Source organism: Solemya pervernicosa gill symbiont (genome assembly GCF_002020875.1).
GTDB lineage: Bacteria > Pseudomonadota > Gammaproteobacteria.
The window spans coordinates 24,715-31,794 of the sequence record NZ_MPRL01000036.1; the positions used below are offsets into that span (position 1 = coordinate 24,715).

Annotated in this window: 5 protein-coding genes and 1 pseudogene; all 6 read right to left on the reverse strand. The window is 55.4% G+C overall.

All coding sequences use genetic code 11. The features are described 5' to 3' along the window. Nucleotides 1-171 precede the first annotated feature (171 nt). Nucleotides 172-2,316, reverse strand: coding sequence for an FAD-dependent oxidoreductase (locus BOW52_RS09485; protein WP_078483840.1), 2,145 nt, complete (start codon nt 2,314-2,316; stop codon nt 172-174). A gap of 62 nt (nt 2,317-2,378) precedes the next feature. Beyond that, the gene (locus tag BOW52_RS09490) at nt 2,379-4,430 is read right to left on the reverse strand and encodes a ferrous iron transporter B (RefSeq protein WP_078483841.1); all 2,052 of its coding nucleotides are present in this window, start codon (nt 4,428-4,430) and stop codon (nt 2,379-2,381) included. 144 nt (nt 4,431-4,574) lie between these two features. Beyond that, complete coding sequence (locus BOW52_RS09495; RefSeq protein WP_078483842.1) at nt 4,575-5,018, reverse strand: YaiI/YqxD family protein; 444 nt, start codon at nt 5,016-5,018, stop codon at nt 4,575-4,577. Continuing rightward, nucleotides 5,018-5,470 (reverse strand): hypothetical protein, encoded by a 453-nt coding sequence (locus tag BOW52_RS09500; RefSeq protein WP_078483843.1) that lies wholly within the window; start codon nt 5,468-5,470, stop codon nt 5,018-5,020. Before BOW52_RS09500 ends, BOW52_RS09495 begins: the two co-directional genes overlap by 1 nt. Before the next feature lie 135 nt (nt 5,471-5,605). Next, nucleotides 5,606-6,577 (reverse strand): DUF3179 domain-containing protein, encoded by a 972-nt coding sequence (locus BOW52_RS09505; protein WP_078483844.1) that lies wholly within the window; start codon nt 6,575-6,577, stop codon nt 5,606-5,608. A 28-nt stretch (nt 6,578-6,605) separates the two neighbouring features. After that, nucleotides 6,606-6,983 (reverse strand): annotated as a pseudogene (locus tag BOW52_RS09510) (glutathione S-transferase C-terminal domain-containing protein); the annotation flags it as partial. Nucleotides 6,984-7,080: the final 97 nt, after the last annotated feature.

Sequence of the window (7,080 nt, forward strand, 5' to 3'; positions counted from 1 at the left end):
TTCGTAGTTGAGAGCGAGAGCGAACGACGAAATTTTTTTAGCAACACCAGTATGATGCCAATTAACGTGATATCACAATATCAATTATTGACATCAGGTCTTAGCGATTTATCAAACAACCCATTGATACAAAGCGATATATACCAGAACTAGAACTGACTCCGGTATATCTCAACCTCTCCGCCAGGTGTGGAACCGCTCCACCCAGTTCAGCAACGCCTCGGGCTTGTGCGCCCGCTTCCAGTTACCCGCGACATATTTATTTGCCTCGGCGAGCGTTGGGTAGATGTGGATGGTACCGAGGATCTTATTGAGGCCGAGGCCGTGCTTCATCGCCATCACGAACTCGGCAATGAGATCACCGGCGTGTGAGCCGACGATGGTGACACCGAGGATCTTGTCCTTGCCGGGAACTGTCAGCACCTTCACCACACCGTGCGCCTCACTGTCAGCGATGGCGCGATCAAGATCATCGATACCGTAGGTTGTGACCTCATAGTCGATGCCCTTCTCTTTTCCCTCCAGTTCGTTAAGACCAACACGGGCCACCTCGGGGTCACAGTAGGTCGCCCAGGGGATCACCGAGTAGTCGACACGGAACCGTTTCAGCGGTGAGAAGAGCGCATTGACCGAGGCGTACCACGCCTGATGGGCGGCGGTGTGAGTGAACTGGTAGGGGCCGGTGACATCACCGCAGACGTAGATATTCGGGAAGTTGGTGCGTAGAAAAGGATCAGCTTCAACGGTACCGCGAGGTGTGAGCGTGACACCGAGTTTCTCAAGTCCGAACTTCTGCACGTTGGCCTGTCGCCCCAGAGCGATCAGTAGCTGATCGTAGGGGACTTCACGCTCCTCGCCATTGTGTTCGCAGACCACATAACGCTGCCCTTCACGTTCTTCTATTCGTTTGGCACTGTGCGCCGTCAGCAGCTCAACACCCTCTGCGGAAAAGCGCTCGGCGACCATCGCTGAGATCTCCTCATCCTCTCGCGGCAGGATACGCGCAGGTCGCTGCAGTAGCGTCACCTGAGAGCCTAAACGGTGAAACGCCTGTGCAAGCTCGCAACCGATTGGGCCACCACCCAGCACCACTAAGCGTTTCGGTTGTTCGCGTAGCTCCCAGATGGTATCGGAGGTGTGATACTCGCTCCCCTCAAGCCCAGGTAGCTGTGGTACCAGCGGCCGTGCACCGGTGGCGACAATAATGGTGCGGGTGGTAATTACTCGCCCTTCGACCTCGACCTCATAGGGGGAGAGAATCTTTGCATCACCACTGATGCACTCCACGCCCAGTTTGTTATAGCGTTCCACCGAGTCGTGCGGCTCCACCTCAGTTATCACCCGCTGCACCCGCTCCATCACCTCGGCAAATTCAAAATCGACCTCCGCCTTTTTAAAACCGAACTCTTCAGCACGTGCGGCATAGGCGAGCATCTTGGCTGAACGAATCAGCGCCTTACTCGGCACACAGCCGGTATTAAGACAGTCTCCCCCCATCTTGTGACGTTCGATCAAGGCGACCTTCGCCTTCACAGCTGCAGCGATATAGGCAGAGACCAGTCCTGCCGAGCCACCACCAATTACCACCAGGTTGTAGTCGAAGCTGCTCGGTTTTTTATAGGGTTTCATCACCTCTCTTGCCTTGATCCACTCGACCAACTTCTTCGCTAGCAGCGGGAATATACCGAGCAGTGCAAACGAGAGCAGCAGCCCCGGCGAGAGAATGCCGGAGAGCGATTCGAGTGAGGCGAGCTGATCACCCGCATTCACATAGACGATAGTGCCGGGCAACATGCCGACCTGACTAACGAGAAAGTACTTCCAGGTCTTAATCGGTGTCAGCCCCATCAACAGATTGATCATAAAGAAGGGGAATATCGGAATCAGTCGCAGGGTAAAGAGATAGAGCACGCCATCCTTTTCGACACCCGCATTGATCGGGCCAAGCTTGTCGGCAAAGCGACTCTGCACCGCATCACGCAGTAAAAAACGGGCTACTAGAAAGGCAAGTGTTGCGCCGATGGTACTGGCAAAGGAGACCACCACTGTGCCGACTGCCAGGCCAAATACGGCTGCACCCGCTAGTGTCATAATTGTCGCACCCGGCAGCGAAAGCGCCGTGGCTGCAATATAGATCGCCATGTAGATGGCGATAAAGGTAAATGGATTTTCGTGGTAGCGCTCTAGCAGCTCACCACGTTGTGACTGCAGATACTCCAGGGTGAGAAAGCGCCCCAGATCGAAGGTAAAAAAGACGCCGATCATCAGCGCGATGGCGACCAGCAACAGCAGTCGCATCAGGTTATTATTTTTCATCGGCCCAAGCCTTGTTCGGATTCGATACAGACTTAAAGTTAGCAGCTATTGAAACGCCCCGCTCAACCGAGCAGTGAAAACAGCTCCAACAGCAATCGAATCACGCCACTCATCACCAGCGCCACACTCACCGAGAGACCCACCGAGTAGAACGCCTCACGTGGCCTGAGTGTCTTCAACATCACCGCAAAGGTCGAAACGCAGGGCACATAGAAGGTGAGGAAGATCAGGAAGGTGGTGATCTGAACCCAATCCATCACCGTACCGATTTCAAAGGTGCCGAGTGCCTGATAGATCATCAGCAGTGAGAGCTCCTTGCGCAACACGCCGAAGAGAATCGGCACACCCAGCACCAACGGAAGGCCGAGCCACCAGCTGGTCACAGGCATCAGGAGCTTATTGATCACTGCATCGGCCCCGACAAAACTGAGCAGTGCGAGTACCACGCTACCGCCCACCAACAGAGGGGTGACGATGGTGAGAATGTCACTGGTACGCAGCCAGGTGGTCTGCAACACACCACGCAGTTTAGGTAGCGCATAGGGAGGAATCTCCTGCACCTGCCCAGGGATCGGGTCAGGATGGGAGCGGGTCAAAATGCGCCCCATCAACGCAATCACCACCACGGTGATGGCAAAGATCATAAAGACACCCAGGCCACCTAGATATTTGCCGGCCAGCGCCAGAATGATCGCCGAGCGTGCTGAGCAGGGGACAAAGGTGATCAGCACTGCAGAGACAAATCGTTCGTGGCCCTTGGTTGAATGCGCTGCTGCGGAGATTGCTGGAACGTTACAGCCAAGACCGAGCAGGAAGGGCACCGCCACACCACCATGTAGACCAATCTGGTGAAAACCACGGTCGACCACAAAGGCGATACGCTGCATCACCCCCGACTCCTCCAGTACCACCAGCAAAACCACCAATGGAATCATGTAGGGGACGACGATGCCGACCAGACCGATCAGCCCATCGACCACAGCCTTTCCTACCACACCTGTTAGTGCCGTCGGCTGCCAGACAGAGACCGCATCGATCAGTTTTGCGGCCGTCATGGAGTCGAGCCAGGCACTCACCTCAAAGACGATAAAGAGCACTGCCGCGAAGACCAGCAGGCTACCGACCAGACCCCAACGCGGATGTAGAAAGAGCTCATCGAGCCACAGTTTCCAGCGACTCCCCTCATGCGCTCCACCCAGCCGGGTCACCCCCTCGAACATTACCGCAGCACGGTGGTGCCGGTCGGCATGCAGCTCATCCTCCAGTGAGCGGGGCAGCGTTGCCTCCGCCTCACCACGCAGACGGGTCAGATCTGCACTCAACTCTGAAAAGTGCTCCTTGATCTCGGCAGTGAAGTAACGATCACCGGCCACCAGCTGCATCAATAGAAAGGCGTGTGGCACGTTAAAGGCGTGATGAACCCCCGGGTGCTGCAGCAGATCGCTCAATGGTTTAGCCGCATCGCAGATATGTTTGCTGGCCGGCTGTGGCTGCGGGCAGACGCCCTGACGCACTGCATGCACCGCCGTTTTAAAGACATCAGCAATACCGTGACCCATCAGCGCCACCGTAGGCACCACCGGTACACCCAGCTCCTCGCTGAGCGCGTTGATGTTGATATGAATCCCCTTCTCGCGCGCCTCATCCATCATGTTGAGCGCAATCACCATTGGCCGTCCCAGTGAACTCAGTTCGAGACTAAGTTCGAGGTTACGGTCGAGCGCAGTGGCATCGACCACCTGGATGAGTACATCGGGGGCGGCAAAGGGAGCCGGTGGTTGATCGGACTCATGGCGAGAGACGGCGGGACGTTCATCTCCCCAGAGCAGGTATTTGAGTGAGACCTGGTCATCGTCTGAGAGGTTGTGCAGCGACTGGATACTCGGCAGATCGACCAGCATCGCCTCATCCATGCCTATCTGCACGCTACAGGCGCGGTAGCTGCGCTCGGTACCGGCCAGTTCACCGGTGTAGATCTCGGTACTGGATACCACCTTAAAGAGGGTGCTCTTGCCGCTATTGGGCTGGCCGATCAGCGCAATACGCAGACGTTTGTCGCCACGAAACAGGGGGGACTGAAGGGGAACCGAGACTTCACTTTTAGTGCTAATCACTGCATTAAACCTAATATTCAGAGTCTCGTGCGACGCTATCCTTCATGTTGCACGATCACTCGCCGGGACGCGTCTCCCGCACCCCTCTCTCTTACCTGAACAGCGCCTACTCTCAGCACGCTGCCACGTCGCCAGCCTGTCACTCTATATTTTTGCGAGGAATCGGTCGAGTTCGTTAGCAAAGGCGCGACGTTCACTCTGCCCCAGCGCGGCCGGGCCACCGGTGACCATACCGGTACTGCGCATCTCCTCCATGAAGTCGCGCATGTTGAGCCGCTGACGAATATTCTCAGTGGTATAGAACTCACCACGCGGGTTGAGTGCGTGACCACCGTTATCGATCACCTCAGAGGCGAGTGGGATGTCGGCGGTGATCACCAGATCACCCTGCTGTAGCTGCTGCACGATGTAGTTATCGGCGACATCAAACCCGGCAGCCACTCGTACCGACTTGATCACCTTCGAAGGGGGTGTGCGTAGCGGCTGATTGGCCACCAATGTCGTGGGTACCTTCAGCCGCTCAGCAGCGCGAAAAAGAATCTCCTTGATAACGCCCGGACAGGCATCGGCATCGACCCAGATGTGCATTATTGCGCAGTCTCGACTGGACCACGCTTGATCATCTCTCGCAGCCCCTCAACCGTCTTATTCACTGAGGGTGAACCGCTCTGCCATCCCTCACCGCTGGAGAGGAAGTTCTGCCGCTCTTCATAATAGGCGTCACTGAGACTCGCCAGTGCATTGATAAACGAGGCGTCGCCCTCCTCACGGCAATAGTCATTGAGCCACTCGAAGGCATCACTCATGGTGTTCGTGCCGAGGATGTTATAGGTACCGGGAACGATCAGATTAAAGGCGGAGAGATAACCGAGGATGTAGTTGTTGTAATAGTCGACCTCATCTCCCCCATCGATGGTAGCGGAGATATAGTCACTACAGCTCTTCGAGCCGAGGCCGAAGGCGGCAAAGCGCTGATTCATATCCTTTGCCGATAACGCCGTGCAGCTCAGTAGCAGGGCCAGTGCGATTACAACTCTCATCTAAAACCTTTTCTTTGCTTGAGGCTATTTGCTTAAGTATCGGCAATGTACCAGCGCACTTCAATCGCGTGTCAGCGTACCGTTAAAAACTGGGTATGAAATCCGCCTGAACATCTGGTCTAACCGCCCACTACTTCATTGAGCGCTATAGACCTCACCATCTGGATGAAACGCATACCAGGCGAACCAGTAGGCAGTTAACGAAGGTAGCTCCACTCCGGCACTGTCAAACACACCGCCACTGCGGAGTTCAACATTAAAACGAACCTCTAACTCCTGACCAGCAAAGATATCGACCAGCGGCTCCCTGCCCAGCGCCAGCTCCTTGATCGGGTAGGCCTTGAACTGACCGTCGATCTCCACCCCAATCACGATCTCCTTGGGGTGATAGCGACCATCAAATTTGGCCACCGGAAAGTAGATACTCTCTGACTCGCCGTAGTTTCCATAGGGGCTGCGGCTATAGTCACGACTGAAACCGGTATCAAATGAGAGCACCAGCGAATCACCGCCGCGTTGCCACTCCTCCCAGCTGGTGTGACTGATCGCCAGCTGTCTGAGCTTATGCCCCTTCATCGGCCCACTAATGGAGAGTTTTAGAATCTGCGACCAGAGCGACTCGGTCTCACGATCATAGAGCAATACATCACTGTTATAGAGCAGCCCTGAGACACCAAAACTGCGTGACTTGCCATCAAGTTTCGCCTCAAAGGCCATGCCGGTGCCGCAGAGTGGGCAGAAGGTGACGACGACTGCCTCGTCCTTAAAGTGATCATTGACGATTTCATGGTAGTTCAGGATGCGAATCGGATAGGCCTTGCGCACGCCATTGCGATCAATCCCAAGGACTCGATCACTCCCCTTGAGAAAGGTCGCCTCAGCCGCAGCAACGAACCTGGGTTTGTCGATCGCAGGAATGCCATCACGCGGTGGTCCGCCATGGTAGATCTCTTCGCTTGGGATCAGTGATGCTTCGAGATCGAAGCCGTTATCGGGCAGTGCGGCGTTGATCGCACGCATCAGTAGCGGGAAAAATGCGATCACCAGCAGCGAATAGATCAGCCAACGCGCATAGCGATGTTTAATCAACGTTAGATTGAGTTGCATGAGACTACCCTCCTCTAACAGACCCTCATTAGATCCTCTCTCGCCGGTGCGGTTCCCAGAAATCGAGCTCCGGACCCTCTGGAACGATACCGCTCGGATTGATTGAGTGATGACTTCGGTAGTAGTGACTCTTGATGTGGTCGAAATTGACCGTCTCAGCGATACCCGGCAGCTGATAGAGCTCTCGGGTATAGGCCCACAGATTAGGATAGTCGATCAGCCTCTGACGGTTGCACTTGAAGTGGCCAACGTAGACGGCATCGAAACGCACCAGAGTGGTAAAGAGTCGCCAGTCGGCCTCGGTAATTAGCTCACCGAGCAGGTAGCGCCGCTCGCCCAAACACTGTTCTAACTGATCAAGCGCAGAGAACAGGTTATCGAAGGCACGTTTATAGGCCAACTGACTGCCGGGGAGTCGCTATTTTTGCGGAAGCTTGTTTTGGGCATCCAAGCCCAAGCAAGCGGCAAATACTTAACGCGACCGTTTATGCCTACGGCGCCCC